The 18878-nt window shown below is 36.5% G+C and carries 19 protein-coding genes; 16 read left to right on the forward strand and 3 right to left on the reverse strand.

The window, feature by feature from the left end:
• Window positions 1-16: 16 nt before the first annotated feature.
• Together DFR79_RS02025 and DFR79_RS02030 are read left to right on the forward strand one after the other, a co-directional pair.
• On the forward strand, window positions 17-970 hold the full coding sequence (locus tag DFR79_RS02025; protein ID WP_133513836.1) for a lysine exporter LysO family protein: 954 nt from the start codon (window positions 17-19) through the stop codon (window positions 968-970).
• 52 nt (window positions 971-1022) lie between these two features.
• Entirely contained in the window at window positions 1023-1508 is a 486-nt protein-coding gene (locus DFR79_RS02030) for a GAF domain-containing protein (protein ID WP_133513837.1), read from the forward strand.
• A gap of 208 nt (window positions 1509-1716) precedes the next feature.
• On the opposite strand, the gene DFR79_RS02035 is transcribed toward DFR79_RS02030, so the two are convergent.
• Entirely contained in the window at window positions 1717-2970 is a 1254-nt protein-coding gene (locus DFR79_RS02035) for an IS4 family transposase (RefSeq protein WP_133513838.1), read from the reverse strand.
• A 180-nt stretch (window positions 2971-3150) separates the two neighbouring features.
• Here DFR79_RS02035 and DFR79_RS02040 point away from each other — a divergent pair, with 180 nt between their 5' ends.
• The gene (locus tag DFR79_RS02040; protein ID WP_133513839.1) at window positions 3151-3882 is read left to right on the forward strand and encodes an HAD family hydrolase; all 732 of its coding nucleotides are present in this window, start codon (window positions 3151-3153) and stop codon (window positions 3880-3882) included.
• A 104-nt stretch (window positions 3883-3986) separates the two neighbouring features.
• On the opposite strand, the gene DFR79_RS02045 is transcribed toward DFR79_RS02040, so the two are convergent.
• Window positions 3987-6281 (reverse strand): family 65 glycosyl hydrolase domain-containing protein, encoded by a 2295-nt coding sequence (locus DFR79_RS02045; RefSeq protein WP_133513840.1) that lies wholly within the window; start codon window positions 6279-6281, stop codon window positions 3987-3989.
• Window positions 6282-6578: 297 nt separating this feature from the next.
• Here DFR79_RS02045 and zupT point away from each other — a divergent pair, with 297 nt between their 5' ends.
• Window positions 6579-7388: a zinc transporter ZupT gene (gene zupT, locus DFR79_RS02050; RefSeq protein WP_133513841.1), complete on the forward strand. Its 810-nt coding sequence runs from the start codon at window positions 6579-6581 to the stop codon at window positions 7386-7388.
• An 80-nt stretch (window positions 7389-7468) separates the two neighbouring features.
• Here zupT and DFR79_RS02055 read toward each other — a convergent pair whose 3' ends face one another.
• Entirely contained in the window at window positions 7469-8338 is an 870-nt protein-coding gene (locus DFR79_RS02055) for an SDR family oxidoreductase (protein WP_133513842.1), read from the reverse strand.
• Between the two features lie 315 nt (window positions 8339-8653).
• Here DFR79_RS02055 and DFR79_RS02060 point away from each other — a divergent pair, with 315 nt between their 5' ends.
• From DFR79_RS02060 to DFR79_RS02115, 12 genes are all read left to right on the forward strand, one after another.
• Window positions 8654-9469 (forward strand): ZIP family metal transporter, encoded by an 816-nt coding sequence (locus tag DFR79_RS02060; protein WP_133513843.1) that lies wholly within the window; start codon window positions 8654-8656, stop codon window positions 9467-9469.
• A 561-nt stretch (window positions 9470-10030) separates the two neighbouring features.
• A complete protein-coding gene (gene trpE / locus DFR79_RS02065) occupies window positions 10031-11539 on the forward strand; it encodes an anthranilate synthase component I (RefSeq protein ID WP_133513844.1) in 1509 nt (502 codons plus the stop codon).
• Window positions 11523-12086 carry an anthranilate synthase component II gene (locus DFR79_RS02070; RefSeq protein WP_133513845.1) on the forward strand — a complete coding sequence of 188 codons (564 nt, stop codon included), beginning with the start codon at window positions 11523-11525 and terminating at the stop codon, window positions 12084-12086. Before trpE ends, DFR79_RS02070 begins: the two co-directional genes overlap by 17 nt.
• A 98-nt stretch (window positions 12087-12184) precedes the next feature.
• Window positions 12185-13237, forward strand: a complete 1053-nt coding sequence (trpD, locus tag DFR79_RS02075; RefSeq protein ID WP_133513846.1) for an anthranilate phosphoribosyltransferase — start codon at window positions 12185-12187, stop codon at window positions 13235-13237.
• On the forward strand, window positions 13237-13980 hold the full coding sequence (gene trpC, locus DFR79_RS02080; RefSeq protein ID WP_133513847.1) for an indole-3-glycerol phosphate synthase TrpC: 744 nt from the start codon (window positions 13237-13239) through the stop codon (window positions 13978-13980). The genes trpD and trpC overlap by 1 nt, the downstream gene beginning before the upstream one ends.
• A 60-nt stretch (window positions 13981-14040) precedes the next feature.
• Window positions 14041-14700: a phosphoribosylanthranilate isomerase gene (locus DFR79_RS02085; protein ID WP_133513848.1), complete on the forward strand. Its 660-nt coding sequence runs from the start codon at window positions 14041-14043 to the stop codon at window positions 14698-14700.
• 115 nt (window positions 14701-14815) lie between these two features.
• Window positions 14816-16000 (forward strand): tryptophan synthase subunit beta, encoded by a 1185-nt coding sequence (gene trpB, locus DFR79_RS02090; protein ID WP_133513849.1) that lies wholly within the window; start codon window positions 14816-14818, stop codon window positions 15998-16000.
• Window positions 15993-16787 carry a tryptophan synthase subunit alpha gene (gene trpA, locus DFR79_RS02095; RefSeq protein WP_133513850.1) on the forward strand — a complete coding sequence of 265 codons (795 nt, stop codon included), beginning with the start codon at window positions 15993-15995 and terminating at the stop codon, window positions 16785-16787. The genes trpB and trpA overlap by 8 nt, the downstream gene beginning before the upstream one ends.
• Before the next feature lie 253 nt (window positions 16788-17040).
• The gene (locus DFR79_RS02100) at window positions 17041-17511 is read left to right on the forward strand and encodes a hypothetical protein (RefSeq protein WP_133513851.1); all 471 of its coding nucleotides are present in this window, start codon (window positions 17041-17043) and stop codon (window positions 17509-17511) included.
• Between the two features lie 191 nt (window positions 17512-17702).
• Complete coding sequence (locus tag DFR79_RS02105; protein ID WP_133513852.1) at window positions 17703-18242, forward strand: flavodoxin domain-containing protein; 540 nt, start codon at window positions 17703-17705, stop codon at window positions 18240-18242.
• 171 nt (window positions 18243-18413) lie between these two features.
• The gene (locus tag DFR79_RS02110; protein ID WP_133513853.1) at window positions 18414-18611 is read left to right on the forward strand and encodes a CsbD family protein; all 198 of its coding nucleotides are present in this window, start codon (window positions 18414-18416) and stop codon (window positions 18609-18611) included.
• 32 nt (window positions 18612-18643) lie between these two features.
• On the forward strand, window positions 18644-18805 hold the full coding sequence (locus DFR79_RS02115) for a DUF1328 domain-containing protein (protein ID WP_133513854.1): 162 nt from the start codon (window positions 18644-18646) through the stop codon (window positions 18803-18805).
• Window positions 18806-18878: the final 73 nt, after the last annotated feature.

Raw genomic sequence — 18878 nt, forward strand, 5'->3', positions numbered from 1 at the left:
TTCTGGAGGGATACTTTTGGACTTTTATTTAATAATTTTCTTTTTATTTGCAGGAATCTTACTGGGTTTTAAGCTGGATCAAGAAAATAATTTTGTTAAGTTTGCAGATTTAATTACAAAAGTGGGACTGGTGATTTTGCTGCTGGTAATGGGAGCCAACCTGGGCAGCAATAATCAGATTGTGCTTCAGCTGGGAGAAATTGGTTTTCAGGCTTTTGCTTTTGCAGCTGCCAGTATTATTTTTAGTCTGCTGGCTGTAATAATTTTTGTAAAGATCTTCAATTTAAATAATCTGCTTCTGGGTGCTGGCCCGGAAACGGAGGCAGAAATTAAAAATCAAAATCCAGAGAAGACTCAGAAAGCTGATAATAAGATGAGTATTTTAATTTTTGCTTCAGTTGTAAGCGGTATTTTAGTAGGTTATTTTCTGCTTAACGGAAGCGATTTAGTCTGGCTGGATTCTCTAACAAATTATTCTCTGGCTGTACTGCTGTTTGGAGTTGGAATTGATATTGGAGCCAGTCGTGAGATTCTTAAGGACTTAAAACTGCTGGGCTGGAAGCTGGTTCTGATTCCGATACTGATAGCTTCTGGTTCTATCCTGGGAACAGTTTTAACCGGCAGTATTTTTGGTTTTGCAGCCGGCGAATCAGCGGCAGTAGGTGCCGGTTTTGGCTGGTACAGTTTATCCGGGGTTTTAATTTCTAAATTACATAGTGCTGAGCTGGGCTCACTTGCTTTTTTAACTAATGTTTTTCGCGAGCTGCTGACTGTAATGATTCTGCCTTTAGTGGCAAAATATTTTGGCAGTCTGGCAGTGATTGCGCCCGGGGGAGCAACTACCATGGATGTAACCCTGCCCCTGGTTAAAGAGGCCGGGGGAGAGGCGGTTGTGATTCCTGCCTTTGTCAGTGGAGCGGTGCTTTCTAGCCTGGTACCTCTCCTGGTTCCTTTATTTTTAAATATTTAAAAGACAGTAATTATATTCTTAATAGATAGCAAATTAGAAAGGAATGAGTATGATGAGTAAAAAAGAAGAAAAACTTAAAGAAATGAACCGGGCCCTGAAGGCATTGATTGAACCGGAGGGTGACTGGCTGGCCAATATGGCCAATAGCTCAGCTATATTATTTGAGATGATGGATGATCTTAACTGGGCCGGATTTTATATCTGGAAAAAAGATCAGCTGGTTTTAGGTCCTTTTCAGGGTAAAACTGCCTGTGTCAGAATAGATGAGGATAAAGGTGTCTGTGGAACCGCTTATTCGCAGCGCAAGATAATGCTGGTAGAAGATGTGCAGAAATTCCCTGGACATATTGCCTGTGATCCTGACTCCCGTTCCGAAATTGTGCTGCCCATAATTGTAGGAGGAGAAGTAATTGCTGTTCTGGATATAGACAGTCCTCAAAAGGCACGCTTTGATGAGCTGGATCGCAAGTATCTAAAAGAGTTTGTTGATATTTTAGTTGATGAGACTAACTTTTTGCAGTTAATGGAAAAGTTCTAATTAATTGAGATCTCAAAATTAAAAATAAAAAGTAAATAATTCACTAGCATTGCATAAAAATATTTAAGCGTTGTCAAATTTAAGTTATTGATAAAGTATACTATCTACAGAATATTCAGTCACACCCTTATCCTTTTTTAAGAAAAAGAGATAATGGAGTATTAAGAGATAGTCTTTATCCACATTTTACCATAATATATTTGTTCTTTTACAGAATTACTGGATTGAATTCTGTTGAATATAAAAGCTCTGTTTCTCCTGCCATCACCTGCCTTTCGGTTAACTGATAGATTTTTTCGTAATCTATCACTCTCCGACCTTTAGAAGTGCGTGATGGTGGTCGATTTATCTTTCTGATAAAAGCTTTTAGACTCTCAAACTTACAGGCTCTGAAGTATTTAAGCACTTTAAATAAGCTCTTATCTGTATTGGCTTCTCTCTTTAAAAGAGTAAGTAATACAAAGCTGATTAAAGCAGTAAATATCTGTGATTTAACAGCATTTTCACTGTGTCCATAAAAAACCTTAACATGCAGATGCTGTTTGATCCACTTAAAAAAGATCTCTATCTGCCAGCGATCTCTGTAGTATCTGCTGATTAATGCTGCAGAATGTTCAAAGTCATTTGTAATTAATCTAATTGTACTGCCAGGATTTTCTCTGTCAAGTATTTCTAAGATTCTTAAGATGTTATCCATCTGTTTATCCTGTTTTTTGTCACCTAAAAGAACAGTAGAATCTTTAATCTCCTGGCCATCAATAATTACAGCTTCAGATTTTAGAACTTTAATTTTAGCATTACTCTTAAGCCTTGATAAAAAGAGAATACCAGCATTACAGTAATTATCAAAGCCTTGATAGTCAACATAAGCTCTATCAAAGACATGGAGAGTATCTGTATACTGAACAATGAGGTTATCCATTTTAGTTTTATCTGCACCTTTAGCTGGAGTGATCTCAACTTTATCAGGCATAATATCGCCATCATAAATGATGCGGGTATGTATTTTAATTCCTGCTTTTGTTGATCTGAAATCAGCCCAGGGGTAATTGCTTAAAGCCATAGAGACAGTTGAAGCATCAATGATGTTTAGCTGGCCGAGATTGTTTCTGTAGAAATTAGAACCTCTTTTTGCCAGAGCCTCCAGTTTAATCTGATTAAATATTTTTTCAAAGATAACTGGCGGAATATCTCTTAATCTTCTCGAAAGTTGAGAGGCACTAATTGAATCTAAACCAATTTCTTTTTTAAGATCAAATTTATTACTGACATCTATACTTAAACTGTCAAGAGAGCTAACAGATTCAAGCTGACCATAGAGTAAAATTTGAAATAACTTTTTAGTTGTAAGTTTTTTAGTATATTTATCCAGTTCAAATTCAGTAACAATTTTTGAAAATAAATTAAAATTTATTGAAACAAGTAGTTGATTAAATGTGGTTTCTGTGATATCTTTGTCCATAGTGTATGCTCCTTATTTTTTGGGATTTGGACAAAGACTATCCTAATCCCAATTATAAGGAGTTTTTCTATTTTAAGCAAGTATTTTCGCTGAAAATAGAACTTGACTTTTCTTAAATATTTTTATGCAATGCTAGTGTAAATAATTATAAATTTAGAATACCACATAGGAGGGAATGTTTTGTTTAAAGATAAAGAAGTTTTTCTTTTTGATTTAGATGGCACTTTATTAAGTATTGAAGCTGAAGAATTCTTGAAATATTATTTTGGAGCTCTTTCTGCTGATTTTGAAGATTTATGTGCTGATCAGGAGCAGTTTGTTAAACTTTTAATGGCCTCTACCGAAAAAATGATCAGAAATGACGGGAGCTGCAGTAATCAGGAAGCTTTTATGGAAGATTTTATGGATAAAATGGAAATCAAAAATCAGGCTGAAGCAGAAAAAATAAAAGGGCGTTTTGATCAATTTTATCAGAGTAAATTTACTGGCCTGGATCAGTATTTTGATCTTGATCGGGAAACTCCAGCTGAAATTATTGAGTATCTCAAAAAACAGGGAAAAAAACTGGTGCTGGCAACAAATCCACTTTTCCCAAAAGAAGCTGTAGCAGCCAGACTGAGCTGGATTGGAATTGAAGCTGAAGATTTTGAGCTTTTAACTCACTATGAAAACATGAGCTATGCTAAACCAAATCCAAATTATTATCGTGAGATTTTAGAAAAAATAGATGCAGCCCCGGAAAACTGCCTGATGATTGGTAATGATCTAAAAGAAGATGCAGTAGCTTCTGAGCTGGGAATAAAAACTTTAATTATTTCGGATAAACTAATCGAAAGAGAAGACAGCAGTTATCCTGTGGCCTGGCAGGGAAGTTTAAAAGAATTTAAGGAATTGATCAAAGAAGAAGTTTAATTTTAAAAGGCTCCAGCTGGATAATCAATCCTACTGGAGCTTTTATTTATTCTAATAATTTTTCTGAGTCCAATCAAGATTAGCAGACTGTTATTGATTAACAATTATTTTTCAACGACAAGCTCATCTGTCTGGTTTAACTCATATTCCTGATCATAAACTTTAATTGTTAAGTCATTTCCTTCCTCCAGGGACAAGCAAACTTTTTCTGTATTGATCTCAACTTTAATTCTGCGGTCTCTAAAGTTAATCATAAACTCAAATTGATTCCAGGCTGCTGGTAAAAATGGTCTAAATTCTACCTGGCCGTCTTTAACTTTAAAACCGGCAAAACCTTTTACAATTGACATCCAGGTTCCTGCCATACTAGTAATATGCAGACCATCATCAGTATCAGTATTGTAATTATCCAGGTCCAGTCGGGCTGTTCTTAGATATAATTGATATGCTTTTTCTTCCCTTTCTAAGTCAGCTGCCAGGAGTGAATAAATACAGGGAGAAAGTGAAGATTCATGTACTGTCCGCGGTTCGTAAAAATCATAGTGGCGGGAAATGCTTTCCTGATCAAAATCTTCTTTAAAATAATAGATGCCCTGCAGCACATCCGCCTGTTTGATATAGGGTGAGCGTAAAATCCTATCCCAGGACCAATTTTTGTGCAGCGGCAGATCTTCTTCATTTAGATCGGTGACTAATTTCTGTTCTTTATCCAGATAGCCGTCCTGCTGCGCATAGATATCATATTCTTCCAGATAAGGATAGTACATTTTTTCGGTCATCTCCTGCCATAATTCTAGCTCAGAGTCTTCAATTTCCAGTTCAGAAATCCACTCTTGATATTTAACTGGATCATTCTCCTTAATCTTTTCTAAATTTTCCAGGGTATAGTTGAGAGTCCAGACAGCTATTCGGTTAGTATACCAGTTATTATTAACATTGTTTTCATATTCATTGGGCCCGGTTACTCCAAGGATCATATATTTTTCCTGGCGGGGATTAAAGTGAGCCCTATCAGCCCAGAAACGGGAGATTTGAGCCAGCACCGGAATCCCATATTCTTTAATATAATCCTGATCTCCGGTATAATCAACATAATCTTTAATGGCATGGGCAATTGCTCCATTGCGGTGGATTTCCTCAAAGGTGATTTCCCATTCGTTGTGGCATTCCTCACCATTAATTGTTACCATCGGGTAGAGCGCCCCATCAACTCCCAGTTTATCGGCATTTTCCACAGCTTTTTCCAGGTGGCGGTATCTGTATAATAATAGATTTTTAGCAACATCCTGACTGTGGGTAGCCAGATAAAATGGAAGACAGTAAGCTTCTGTATCCCAGTAAGTTAAACCACCATATTTTTCGCCTGTAAATCCCTTGGGTCCAATATTCAGACGGGGATCATGTCCGGTATAGGTCTGATTTAAATGAAAGATATTAAAACGGATTCCCTGCTGTGCTTCCGGATCACCTTCAATTTTAATATCACTTTCCTGCCAGATTTTGGCCCAGGTCTCAGTATGTTCAGTAAATAATTCATCATAACCCCGGAAGGCCGCTTCCGCAGCTTTTGTTTTTGCGTTTTCACTAACCTGATCAGCCTCATAATCACGGCTGGTGCAGACTGCTATATATTTATTTAATTCTATTTTTTTGTCTGGAGCAGCTTCAAATATAATTTTATTGCCTACATAATTTTCATCTCCAGGACCGGTTAATAGCTTAACTTCACGCTCTTTTTTATTTAATTCCCAGTTCATAGCGGTGGAAACAACGAAATCTGACTTTCTGGTTTTCATTGAAAGCATTGCTTTACCCGGTTTGTTTTCCTTTTCCAGTCCCTCCCAGAAAAATTCATCATAATTGGCATCTTCATTCTTAATATCACCATCCAGATAGGTAATTAATTCGATTTTTGCCGGCTGATCAAGCGGCTGCAGGCTGTATTTCAGGGCAGCAACCTCTTTATTTTTCTGACTCAAAAAACGAGTTTCTGTTACTTGAACTCGATTGGCTTCCAGCTGAAGGGTAAAAGATCTCTCTAAATAGGCTTCTTTCATATTTAAAACTCTTTTAAAGTCACTGAAATTAACCTCTGCCAGGTCAATTTCCTGACCATCTATTTTTAAATCAAGACCAATAAAATTTGCAGCATTAGCAATTTTAGCAAAATACTCTGGATACCCGTTTTTCCACCAGCCAACAATAGTTTTATCTGGATAGTAAACACCGGCAATATATGTTCCCTGCAGGCTGTCACCACTGTAGCTTTCAGCAAAATTGCCGCGCAGGCCCATATGACCATTCCCCAGGCTCATAACACTTTCTGTAACTCTGTTATAGTTTTTATCAAAATCATTTTCAATAACTTTCCATTCATCAACTTCGAAATATTTTTTCAAAATATTCACCTGCCTTTCAGCTAAATTATATCAGAAACACCCGATTAATGAAAGAGCTTCCATTTTATAAAAAGATGATTAATTAGAGTATTAATTTATGTTTTTTACTTAAATTTAGGTATAAATAATTTCTATTTATCCTATTACTTTTAATTTTTAACAATTTGTTATATGATAGAATTGATAATTGATAATAATTACTATGAGAGATGTATTAGAGCAGATACTGGTTTTTGAGATCTAGATTTTAATGAAATTTTTTGTTTTAATAAAATATTATTCGAAAGGAGAAAGTAGATGGATCCAGTAGTTTCAGCTTTTTTATTGACTCTTTTTGCAGGTCTGGCAACAGGTATTGGTAGTATTCTGGCCTTTTTCAGTAAAAAAAGAAATGCTTCATTTTTATCTATTTCTTTAGGTTTTTCAGCCGGGGTTATGATCTATGTTTCTTTTGTTGAAATATTTTTTAAAGCAGAAGAATCTTTGATTGCTTATTATGGGGTAGAAAAAGGTCAGTGGATGACAGTACTTTCATTTTTTGTAGGAATTTTAATTATTGGTTTAATCGATAGATTGGTACCTGATTATGAAAACCCACATGAACCTCGTTCTGATCAGGATCTTTCTCATTTAAAAGCAGATGATTTTGAGGATAATGAGAATCTGGAAAGAATGGGTGCTTTTTCCGCTCTGGCAATAGCGATTCACAACTTTCCGGAGGGTCTGGCTACTTTTGCAGCTGCCTTAAGTGATCCAGCTTTAGGTGTTTCTATTGCAATTGCAATAGCGATTCATAATATTCCGGAAGGTATTTCTGTTTCTGTTCCTATTTATTATGCTACAGGAAGTAAAAAGAAAGCCTTAGTCTATTCATTTCTTTCTGGTTTAGCAGAGCCATTTGGTGCCTTAGTAGGTTATTTTATTTTTCGTTCCTTCTTTAATGATATGGTTTTTGGATTCCTGTTTGGTACAGTAGCAGGGATTATGGTTTATATTTCTATTGATGAACTCTTACCAACTTCCAGGAAATATGGTAAAGAGCATCAGGAAATCTATGGATTTGTAGCGGGGATGGGAGTAATGGCAGTTAGTTTATTATTGTTTTAAAGTCTGCTTTAGTTATAAACATAGAAAAGGTCCGGATAAAAAGCCGGACCCTTTATTTTAATCTGATTTTTTATTCTGAATTAAATTAAATCTTCTTCCTGCATTAATTCTTCTAACGCTTTTTTGATCGGAGTTGCAGGGCGTCCCAGCAGTTTCTCGAAATCATTACTTTTAACATTAAGTTCTCCCTCTCGAATTCCGCGCTGGATTGCAAGTATCATTGGCAGCGAAGACTCGGGCATTCCACTTTCCTTCATTATCTGCTTATATTCTTCATCATCTACTCTTTTAATTGTAATTTCTTGATCTATAATGTCCGCAACTGCATTTACAAGTTCTGCCTGAGTCCGGGGTTGAGCCGAGAGTTCATAGATAGTATTTTCATGGCCTGATTCGGATAACACTTTAGCTGCAGCCTCTGCATAATCTTTCTGCAGGGCCCAGCCAACCTTTCCTTCTTCAGCGGCGGTTACCCAGGGTTGACCTGAGATTGCTGCTTTAATACTGGGAAGTTCATTGCGTAAATACCAGTTGTTACGTAAAAAAGAATAAGGAATTCCGGTAGCTTTAATAGCTTTCTCTGTTTTTCTGTGGACAGGAGCCAGAAATAAAGAACTATTTTCGGCATCTGCCAGGCTGGTATAGGCAATAAAATTAACTCCCGCTTCTGCTGCGGCATGAACCGCATTTTGATGTTCTCTAATTCTTGTCTCGTTATCACCAGTTGTAGAGATAATCAGGATCTTATCTACATTTCTAAAAGCTGTGCTTAAAGTTTCGGGCTGCTCAAAATCTCCCTGACGCACCTCAACCCCTCGGTTTTTTAAAGCTTCAGCTTTGGCTGGATCACGAACACTCACCGCCAGCTGTTCAGCCGGAACTTCTTTCATTAAAAAATCCATTACTTTAGAACCAAGTTTTCCAGTTGCACCAGTTACTAAGGTTTTCATAAACGATTCCTCCTTTAGAATTTGAAGTCTTAAATTTAACACCGTCAGGATTAATCATAATGATTCTAAAATGATTCTAAGTTATATTTTTATTATCAAAACTCATCTAAATATTATAATAACAAAAAAGAAGGGAAAACAATGTTGTCATTTTACATTTAATAATTTTTCAAGTTTAAAATATACTTAACTTTAAACTGACGTTAATTTATTGTATGATATAAGATAAGTAATTGATAACAAGTTGTGGAAATAGAATTATGAGTAATTTTTATAAGTATTAACAAATATAAGTATGAAATAGGAGGCTATAAAATGATTATTGATTTTTTGATTGAATTATCACCTATCACCCAGGCCTTATTGGCAACATTATTTACCTGGTTTGTTACAGCTCTGGGGGCTGGAGTTGTTTTCTTTTTTAAAGATGTTGATCGAAGACTTCTTGATAGTATGCTGGGGTTTGCTGCTGGAATAATGATAGCAGCCAGTTTCTGGTCTTTACTCGCTCCTGCAATAGAAATTTCCGAAAATCAGGGAGTAGCAGGTTGGATTCCGGCTGTAATTGGCTTTTTAATGGGAGGAATATTTTTGCGTCTGGTTGACATGGTTTTGCCTCATTTACATCCCGCATTAGCTAATAGTGAACCTGAAGGGATCAAAACCAACTGGCAGAGAAGTGTTTTATTGGTTCTGGCAGTTACCTTACATAATTTTCCCGAAGGTCTGGCAGTTGGAGTAGCCTTTGGGGCAGCTGCAGCAGGTATTCCGTCTGCTACTATTGCTGGGGCTGTTGCACTGGCGGTGGGGATTGGACTGCAGAACTTTCCTGAAGGAGCAGCCGTATCTATTCCTTTAAAAAGAGAGGGCCTTTCTGCAAAAAAAAGTTTTATGTATGGTCAGTTTTCAGGTGCTGTGGAACCAATAGCAGGTGTTTTAGGGGCTGCAGGTGTCTATTATATGAGACCTATACTTCCTTATGCTTTAGCTTTTGCTGCAGGCGCAATGATTTTTGTGGTAGGAGAAGAGCTAATACCAGAGGCTAACTCAGAAGGTAACAGTCATTTAGCAACTACAGGTTTAATGTTGGGATTTGCAGTTATGATGTTTTTAGATGTTTCTCTGGGTTAATTTAAATGCTATTTTAATAATGAGATTAAGTTACCAGTGGTAAAATTAAAACTATTTTCTTGACTTATTTAGAGAATTCAGTTATAATTAAAAAAATTCGAGATTAGAAGAGCCCAGATTAGTAGAGAAGAGTAGAGATGAGATCAGTAGAGCAAATATGTGTAATTAACGGGCCAGATTTATATCTAATTTATATAAATGTGGCTTTTTTTAATTAATTATTTAAATTAGCTATGAATTATCAAAAGTTAATTTTAAAATTTGAGCACCGTGACTTTTTAAATTTATTAGAACAGCTTGATAAAGGCTAAGTTAAATTAATCTTCAGGGCAGGATGCCCTGAACTGACCGGTCAGCAGGACGCTGGCATCGGGAAGATAGATTAATTTAACTTGAAAACTGAAGCTTAGCTGTTCTTAAATTTAAAGTGGAACTAGCTTAAAATTTAAAAATTCAACTTTTGAAATCTCTTACTAATAACTACGGTCAGGCTTTTAACCAAGCTCTGGCCGTTTTCTGGTTTTAGAGCAGAAAACTGAAATAAGTTAAAGGAGGAGAGAGATGAAAAACAAAAATGAATTTTTAGAATTAACAGCAGAATATAATTTGATACCAGTTTACGAAGAATTTATTGCAGATATTGAGACTCCAATTTCTTTATATAAAAAATTAGCTTTAAATGAAGATTATACCTATCTATTAGAGAGTTCGGAAAATGACCGCTATTCTTTTATCGGTTTAAGACCAGCAGCTGTTCTTAAAAATTATGATGATTATTTGGAAGTAATTAGAGGGGAAAAAAAAGAGAAGTTGGAAAATCAGGAGATAGTTCCCTATCTGCAGCAGCAGCTGGCTGAGCTTAAAGTCTATGAAAATGAAAAATTACCTCCTTTTTCTGGAGGTTTTGTTGGCTACTTTAACTATGAGATGATCGAAAAATGGGAGGATATTTATCACCTGGAAGCAGATAAAGAATTGAAGAAGGATAATACGCCGCTCAGTCTGCTGGTGATGAGCAGGATTATTATTGCCTATGATCATCTGCATAATACAGTTAAAATTATCAATAATCTCAAAGTAGAAGCGGAGTTAAGCCGGGAAGAAAAAGCAGAAATTTATCAGCAGGCTAAAGAAGAAATCAAAAAGATTAAAACTGAAATTGAAAATAATAATTCAAAATTAAAGCCGGCTGCAGTCAATTTAGATTCAAAAGAAGGTAAAAAGTTAAAATCAAATACTACAAAAGAAGAATATAAAAAGATGGTGGAAAAAGCGAAGGAACATATCAGGGCAGGAGATATTTTTCAGATTGTACTCTCCCAGAAATTTTCAATAGAAAATGATCTGCCACCTTTTAAAATTTATAGAGCCTTAAGGTCGGTTAATCCGTCTCCTTATTCTTTCTATCTTAATTTTCCCGAGATAAGAATTATTGGTTCATCGCCTGAGGTGCTGGTCAGAGTTAGAGATCAGAGGGTAATGACCAGACCGCTGGCAGGAACCAGACGCAGAGGCAAAGACAGCAAAGAAGATCAGGAACTAAAAATGGATCTCTTAAATGATGAAAAAGAAAAGGCAGAACATACAATGCTTCTGGATCTGGGCCGCAATGATTTAAGCCGAATTGCAGCTCCCGGCAGTGTTGAAGTTACTGAATTAATGGAAGTTGAGTTTTATTCGAGAGTAATGCACATTGTTTCTCAGGTGGAAGCTGATCTGAAAGAGGGGCTGGACAGCCTGGATGTTTTAAAATCAGTTTTTCCGGCCGGTACAGTATCCGGTGCTCCCAAAATTAAGGCAGTTGAATTGATTGATGGACTGGAAAAAGAAGCGCGGGGAGTGTATGCAGGTACAGTAGCATATTTGAGTTTTAATGGTAATTTAGACAGCTGTATTACAATCAGGACCTTTTCTTTAGTTCAGGGAAGACTTAACTTACAGGTTGGAGCCGGAATTGTTGCCGATTCTGATCCTGTCAAAGAATATGAAGAGACACTTAACAAAGGGCGGGCTCTATTTGAGGCTCTAGAAGTGGTAAGGGAGGATGGTATCCGTGATTTTAGTAATTGATAATTATGATTCCTTTACCTATAATTTAGTTCATCTACTGGAGGAATTTGATCAGGTAGAGGTAAGGCGCAATGATAAGCTGACGGTTGATGATATAGCAATTATGGCTCCGGAGAAGATTGTTATTTCTCCAGGCCCCGGTCGCCCGGAGGATGCAGGGATTTCTAAAGAATTAATTTTATACTTTAAAGATAAAATTGATATTCTGGGAGTCTGTCTTGGACATCAATGTATTGGAGAGGTTTTTGGATCCAGGGTAGTTGAGGCAGACAGAGTTGTTCACGGCAAGGTATCTGCAATCAAAAAAGTTAAAGATAGCAGTCTTTTTGCCGGAATTGACGATGGTTTTGCCGCTACCCGCTATCATTCCTTGATAGTTGAGCGAGAAAGTTTGAGTCCAGAACTTGAGGTGCTGGCAGAAAACGATGAAGGTGAAATTATGGCCTTAAAACATAAAAAATATCCAGTCTATGGAGTCCAGTTTCATCCAGAATCAATTCTGACTGAAGCCGGCAGAAAGCTGATCAAGAATTTTCTGGAATTATAATTTAGAATAAAGGCGAAGAAAATAAATTTGAGTTTTGATTTGAATTATTTAAAAAAAGACTAGCTGAGATGAGTAGAAATTTTAGAGGAGGAGAGAGTATGTTTAATAAACATTTAGATAAAGTGGTGAGTGGAAAAGATTTAAGTCTGGCAGAAATGGAAGAGGCAATGTCAATGGTAATGGAAGGCAAGACAACAGACAGTCAGCTGGCTGGATTTCTGGTTGGACTGCGGATGAAGGGTGAAACAATAGATGAAATAACCGGAGCGGCAAGTGTAATGAGGAATAAAGCAGCAGAAGTTAAAACTGAAGCCCGGGATTTGATTGACAGCTGTGGAACCGGGGGAGATGAAAAAGGAACTTTTAATATTTCTACTACTACTGCTCTTGTTATGGCAGCTGGGGGCTTAAATGTTGCCAAACACGGGAACCGTTCCGTCTCTTCTAAAAGCGGGAGTGCTGATCTGCTGGAAGCTCTGGGGGTCAAAATTGATTTAAGTCCGGAGTCAGCAGGCAGATGTCTGGACGAGATTGGGATTTCCTTTCTTTTCGCTCCCCATTTTCATCAGGCAATGAAATATGCAGTTGGCCCTCGGAAAGAGCTTGGTTTAAGAACTATCTTTAATATTTTAGGTCCCCTGACCAATCCGGCAAAGGCTGACTATCAGGTGCTGGGAGTTTATAAAGAAGAACTGGTACTGCCTCTGGCCCATGTACTCAAAAACTTAGGTTTAAAATCAGCAATGGTTGTTCACGGAGCTGGTGGGGTTGATGAACTGTCTCTAGCTGGAGAAAATAAAACTGCATATTTAAAAGATGGAGAAGTTAGAGAATATAATTTTAGTGCTGAAGACGCCGGTCTTGAGGCTGCACCACTGGAGTCGATTTTAGGTGGAGAGCCGGAAGTGAATAAGGAAATAACCCTGGATATTTTAAAAGGTAAAAAGGGGCCCAAAAGAGATGTGATTTTACTCAATTCGGCAGCAGCTTTTTTAGTAGAGGATAAAGTTAAAACACTGCAGGAAGGTGTTAAACTGGCAGCCGAACTGATTGACAGCGGGAAAGCAATGCAGAAACTGGAAGAGCTTATTCAGTGCAGCAACTCATTAGATAATAGTTCTAGTGATAATAATTCCAGGGCGGTGTCTTAATGATTTTAGATAAAATTGTAGAGCATAAAAGAAAAGAAGTTAAAAAACTTAAACAGCAGAGAAGGTCTCTGAAAGAAAAACTGGCAGCAGACAAAATTTCCCTGCTGGCAGAAATCAAAAAAGCTTCGCCGAGTAAAGGCCTTATACAGCCGAACTTTAATCCAGCTGCTCAGCTTAAAGCCTATGAGCAGGTAGGAGCTGCAGGAATTTCGATTTTAACTGATCAGAAATTTTTTCAGGGCAGTAATCAGATATTAAGGGAAATGAGAGAACTGACTGAACTGCCAATTTTACGCAAGGAATTTATTATTGACCCACTTCAGATTTATGAGAGCTTTTTTATCGGAGCTGATGTAATCCTTTTAATAGCTGCAATTTTAGATGACCGGCAGCTGGAAAGTTTTCTGGCTCTGGCCAGAGAGTTAAAGCTGGAGGCAGTAGTTGAGGTGCACAGTCGGGAAGAATTAAAACGGGTTTTAAAAACTGAAGCAGAGATAATCGGAATTAATAACCGTGACCTAAATGATTTCAGTGTTGATCTGAAAACAACAGCCGATTTAAATGCTGAACTGGAGAAGCTGGACCAGCGGGATAATCACTATCTGATTGCTGAAAGTGGTATTAAAACTAAAGCAGATATAGATTTTTTAAGAGAAATTGGAGTAGATGGAGTTTTGATCGGGGAGACTTTAATGAAAGCAGAATCTCCAGCAGCAAAAGTTAAGGAGCTGGGGCTAAACTAAAGACAAAAGAAGGGCACTCAGACAGAAGATGATTTATTTAAATATTCGGAGGTGGATAATTTGTTAGAAAATAGAACTATGATCAAGCTCTGTGGAATGACCCGGAGAGAAGATATTGTATATGCAGTTAATATAGGAGTTGACGCACTGGGCTTTATTCTGGCAAAAAGTCCCCGGCAGATCAGTCTGGAAAAAGTAAGAGAACTTACTCATAATCTACCACCATTTATTAACCGGGTAGCGGTTGTGGTAAATCCTGAAGCAGAAGAAGTGGCAGAAATAGAAAAAAGCGGATTATTTGATTATATTCAGTTTCATGGTAGTGAGGAGCCAAAGCTGCTTGCAAGTTCAGTCTTAAAAAGCATTAAAGCTATCTCAATTGCCGGAAAAAAAGACATGGATGAGGTTAAAAAATATAAAGGAAGTGCAGATTATCTCTTATTTGATACTAAAATTGGCAGTCAGACTGGTGGTACAGGAGAGAGTTTTGACTGGTCCTTAATTAGTGAGCTAAAGCTGCCCTATATCCTGGCCGGGGGTCTGGGACCAGATAATATTGAGGCGGCTCTTAAGAAATTAAATCCCCTGGCGGTTGATCTCAACAGTCAGGTAGAAAGTGAACCAGGACAGAAAAATAGGCGTCTGGTTAAAAAGACAGTGGAGAAAATAAAAAGTTTTAAGCCAAAAAGTGAAACCAAAATCAAATTAAAATTTATTTAAATTTTGATAAATCGAAGTATAGCAGGGCAGAGAATCACTGATTTAAAAATAAAAATTTGGTTCGAAAATAAAAATCGGGATCAATTATTTTCAAAAAATGAAAGGAGTAGAGAAGATGAGCAGAGGCTATTTTGAAGAATTTGGGGGACGTTTTGTTCCAGAAACTCTAATGCCGGCTCTGGATGAGCTGGAAGAAGTATATTTAGAGCTGAAAGATGATCCGAAATTTATTAATAAATTAAAGTCACTGCTTGCTGATTACAGCGGCAGACCGACTTCCTTATATTTTGCTGAACAGCTGACTAAATACTACGGGGGAGCAAAAATTTATCTAAAACGGGAGGATTTAAATCACACCGGAGCTCATAAAATTAATAATACATTGGGGCAGATTCTGCTGGCCAAAAAAATGGGCAAAAAAAGAATTATTGCAGAAACTGGAGCCGGTCAGCACGGTGTAGCCACTGCAACAGTAGCAGCCCGCTTTAACTTAGACTGCGAAATCTATATGGGTGCTGAAGATATAGAGCGGCAGGCACTTAATGTCTATAAGATGGAGATGCTGGGGGCAGAGGTTATTCCGGTAACCAGTGGGACCCAGACTTTAAAAGATGCTACAAACGAAGCAATTCGTGACTGGGTGACAAATGTTGAAGATACCCACTACATTATTGGTTCTGTAGTTGGCCCTCATCCCTATCCGGAGATGGTTCGAGATTTTCAGCGAATTATCGGTGATGAAACCAGAAAGCAGATCCAGGAAAAAGAGGGCAGATTACCGGACTATATTTTAGCCTGTGTTGGAGGCGGCAGTAATGCGATGGGGATTTTTTATCCTTTTGTGGAAGATAAAGAAGTTAAGTTAGTTGGGATTGAGGCTTCTGGTAAGGGAATAGACAGCGGCCAGCATGCAGCGACTTTAACTGCCGGTCGGGTTGGAGTTTTACACGGAAGTAAATCTTATCTGCTGCAGGATGATGATGGACAGATTATCCCAGCATATTCAATTTCTGCCGGGCTTGATTACCCGGGAGTAGGGCCAGAACACAGCTATTTAAAATCAATTGAGCGGGTGGATTACCAGTCTGCAACTGATATGGAAGCTGTAGCAGCATTCAAATTATTGAGTGAAAAAGAAGGGATTATTCCTGCCTTAGAGAGCTCCCATGCTCTTTCTTATTTAGAAAAACTGGCTCCAGAACTTGATCAGAATCAGCTAATAGTCGTCAATCTGTCCGGTCGGGGCGATAAAGATATCAATAATTTTAAAAAGATCAGGGAGGCAGAAGAGAATGAATAAAATAACAGCACAATTTGAGGATAAAAAACCTTTAGTTACCTATATCAGTGGTGGTGATCCCAGTCTGGAGATGACCGAAAAATTAATATATAAACTGCAGGCTGAAGGTGTAGATATTATTGAGTTGGGGATTCCCTTTTCTGATCCCCTGGCTGATGGCCCGGTGATTCAGGAGGCCTCTCAAAGAGCTTTAAAGGCGGGAACAACTTTAAAAAAGCTAATTGCAAAAATTAATGAGATTCAGGATAGAGTTGAGGTGCCGCTGGTTTTAATGGGGTATTATAACTCAGTTTTAAATTACGGCGAAAAAGAATTTGCCCGAGATATATCAGCAGCAGGAATCTCAGGTGTAATTATTCCCGATCTGCCAGTTGATGAAAAAGCAGAGCTTTCAGTCCACCTGGCTGAGTATGGGATTTCTCAGATTATGCTGGTAACTCCCAATACATCCGATCAGCGTCTAAAAGAAATTATCGTTAAAAGTTCAGGTTTTCTTTACTGTGTTGCTCATCTGGGAACTACGGGAGATGATCAGCAGGGAGTCTATCCTGGTTTAGAAAAGTATCTGCAGCGGGTCCGCAAAACTGCTGGAGATTTACCGCTGGGGCTTGGTTTTGGGATTGACGGCCCGGAAAAAGTTAAAAAGATAATTGATTATCCTGATGGAATTATTATTGGAAGTGCCCTGATTAAAGCTATTCAGGCCGGGAATACAGAGGCAGAAATGCTGGCTAATGCCGGAGAATTTGTAAAAAAAATTAAAAATGCCATAATTGAAGAAAATTAAGTTAATGAAATCTATAAAATTTAAATTTATATAAACTTTTTTTCTTGATAAACCCTCCTTAATAAAGGCCAGATTAATCTGGCCTTTTCTGTTCTTCTGAAGAAATTATAACTTTTCGAGTCTGTGCAGCAAAGAAAAATCATTTTACAATATATAATAAATATAATATACTTTATTTAATCAAATAAACAAATGACTAAAAGATTACTTTAAATTTTTAAAAATTTAAATAAAACAATTGAGGAGAGATAATATGGAAGATTATATGGAAAATCTTAAAGAACGAGTAGATAAGAAGATAATAGACATTTTTTCTGCCGGTTATGAAGCTCATTATATGTTGAAAAAGGTTTTGAAAGATGATACCTTATTTGTGGCAAATAAAGATATCATCGATGTTATTTTTATAGAAAGAGAAGAAGTTAGTGGTGGTTCAGCAAATCCATATGAGCCAGCTAAAGTAATAATTGCAACTACTTATGGTATTATTTTTTTAGAAGAGGGTTTTAGAGAAATAAATGATAATTTACTTGGGTACAGGTTAAAAAAGACTTATTATAATAAAATTGATAGTGTGGAATTGGATATTTGTCTTCTAAATGGTAGTTTTAGAGTTTATAGTGGTGGCAATGTGAGTTCGGAAGTTGAATTCTCTACTGCAAAATATTTTAAAGAGTTTGAGGAATTCATGAGCATTATTCACGAAAATATTATGGAAAACTAAATATTATATTAAGACATCAATTTTAACTTCAGGTCTGTCAAATGTATCTATATTTGGCAGGCTTTTTTATTTTGGCTACTAAATAGTGGGCCAGGCAGGGAAAAAAGAAAGTAGAGCTAATTATAGAGATATAGTCTAAAAGTTTTTATTTAATATTCAAATAATTTTGATTAAGAAGAGAGGTTGAGAAAATGAAAATTTTGGTTGTTTACTGGTCTAAAACTGGGTTTGTTAAAAAATATGCTGAGTGGCTGGGTGAAGAGTTGGAAGCAGATATTATTTCTGGTAAAGAGGTAACTAAAGATAAGCTAAAAGAATATGATGCTTATATTTTTGGGGGCAGCCTTTATGCTGTCGGAATTAATGGAACAGATTTTATTAAAGATAATATTAAACAGCTGGAAGCTAAAAAAACTGCTGTTTTTGCAACCGGAGCTTCTCCGGCAAAAAAAGAAATTATTGAAGAAGTAAAAAATAAAAACTTTAGTTCTGAAGAACAGAAATATTTTAAATTTTTCTATCTCCGCGGCGGTTTTGATTATAGTAAATTAGGATTTAAGGATAAAGTATTAATGAGTATTATGAAGTGGAAATTAAATAGTAAAAAGAAAAAAGGTGAAGAAATGACAGAAGAGGAAAAGGGAATGCTGGCTTCTTTTGACAATCCGGTAGATTTTACAGATAAAGAGAATATAAAAAAAATAGTGTCTTATTTTAAAAAAGGAAGTTAATAAATTAAAAGATATTATCTGTAATTACCAAATACTTATTTAGTTAAATACTCCTGATAAAAAAGAGAAAGAAAAATGATTTTAAAAAATTTGAACTTTTTTAGATGTTTAAATATTATAATAGATATAAATAGCTATAACTTAAACTTGAAAAACAAGGAGGAAATAAAAATGAATGAAGACTTATTAAAAGGCAAATGGAATCAGCTTAAAGGTAAGATGAAATCTAAATGGGGTAAGTTAACTGATGATGATCTTAAACAGGCGGAAGGAAATCGCGAAAAAATCATTGGAAAGATTCAAGAAAAATATGGTAAAGATAAAGAAGAAGCAAAAAAAGAATTCAATGAATGGATTGATAATATGTAATTTTTTTCAATTTAATTTGAGGAGAGATAAAAATGTTACAATATGCTATTATATTTTTCGTGATTTCAGTTATTGCAGGTATTTTTGGTTTTAGAGGTGTGGCAGGTACTACTCAATCAATCGCTAAATTTCTTTTTGTTTTATTTCTTATCCTTTTTGTTTTAACACTTTTATTTGGCAGTGCTATAATTTGATATAAGTTAATGTATAGGTACCGGGTACCGAAGAACTTCTTTGGTACCCGATACTTATATTTAAATATTAGCT

The organism is Halanaerobium saccharolyticum (genome assembly GCF_004362045.1).
Taxonomy (GTDB): Bacteria; Bacillota; Halanaerobiia; order Halanaerobiales; family Halanaerobiaceae; genus Halanaerobium; species Halanaerobium saccharolyticum_C.